Source organism: Psychrobacter sp. 1Y4 (assembly GCF_051847555.1).
In genome coordinates this window covers 1-1,440 of the sequence record NZ_JBPYDE010000059.1, presented here as the reverse complement: position 1 = coordinate 1,440, position 1,440 = coordinate 1, and the positions used below count along the sequence as shown (strand labels likewise).

1 protein-coding gene is annotated in these 1,440 nt (G+C 44.6%); it reads left to right on the top strand.

Annotation, left to right across the window (positions count from 1 at the left end):
* Positions 1–253: 253 nt before the first annotated feature.
* On the top strand, positions 254–1,402 hold the full coding sequence (murB, locus tag ACS8FC_RS14130) for a UDP-N-acetylmuramate dehydrogenase (protein ID WP_439297226.1): 1,149 nt from the start codon (positions 254–256) through the stop codon (positions 1,400–1,402).
* Positions 1,403–1,440 lie beyond the last annotated feature (38 nt).

Genomic DNA, 1,440 nt, shown 5'->3' with positions numbered 1-1,440 from the left:
TGAACGTGTTGAATCGAGCGCCAAAGCATGGATCGAAAGCTGGAAAGCCTGCTAGCCATAAATTCTATATTTCTGCTACTCTTGCATCCGGTATCCTTTATAATATAGTTAACCCTCTATAAAAGAGCTACAGCGTTAACCTCGCTTGAAGTATCAAATATACGTCTGCACTCAGTTGCCTTGTATCTCTTTTAAATTGAATCAACTATAGCTACCTTATTATTTATTATCCTTTTGCCCCATAGGCTATGTTATGACCCAAGTTGCACGCCTTGATCTCAATGCTCAGACCACGACTGTAAACGACTCATCAGCAAATCTGTTGGTCAGTAACTCAGTCGATTTGTCACATAGCAGTACGATGGCACTGGCCTGTGTCGCTGACTCTGTAGTGACGTTGACCAATGAGGCACAGCTTGATGACTTTATGGCAAACCATGCAGAGGATGTAGAGCATCAGCTGTCATTATTTGTCTTATCTGGCGGTAGTAATGTCTTACTACCAGCAGCGTTAAATGCGGTGGTATTACAACCCAAAATGCGCGGTATTCACCTGACCGCTCAGACTGATGGCTATGTCGATATCGAAGTAATGGCGGGCGAAAACTGGCATGATCTAGTCGTACATACAGTCAATCAAGGCTGGTATGGGTTAGAGAATCTTGCGCTCATACCTGGCCTAACTGGTGCAGCGCCAGTACAAAACATTGGTGCTTACGGTGTGCAGTTAGAAGACTGCTTACAATATGTACGCGCTTATCATTTACCGACACAAACTTGGCACCATTTATCAGTAGCCGACTGTCAATTTGGCTATCGTGACAGTATCTTTAAACGCACGCCAAACACATGGCTTATTAGTCGCGTCGGTTTCAGGTTACATACTGATCCTACCAATATTTTAGCCAGCTATGGGGATGTACAGACTGTGGCGCAGCGCTATGCGGAACAACAAGGGCGCGAGCAAGCCAATCCTCATGACGTTATGCAAGCCATTATAGATATCAGACAACAAAAACTACCAGACCCAAAACAGCTACCTAACTGTGGTAGTTTTTTTCAAAATCCTATTATCGCTCAGGAGCAGTTCACGGCGTTGCAAACAAGCTATCCAGCTATCGTTGGTTATCCGATGCCTGACGCGATGGTAAAAGTTGCCGCAGGTTGGCTCATCGAGCAAGCAGGATTAAAAGGGGCCGGCATCGTACCCATCGTGACTCATAAACATCAGGCACTAGTACTGACCAATCATACTCCTTATCAAGCAACTCAAGAAGATGTGGCAACAGCACAGCGCTATATTGCCAATATTGTCTATGAGAAATTTGCAATTCAGCTATCACGTGAGCCAGTTTGGGTGAATGCTGATGGTTCAATTGGATATGCTGAGCATGTGGTCTAAACAATCATGGTCTAAACGCTTATGGCGAAACTATTTGC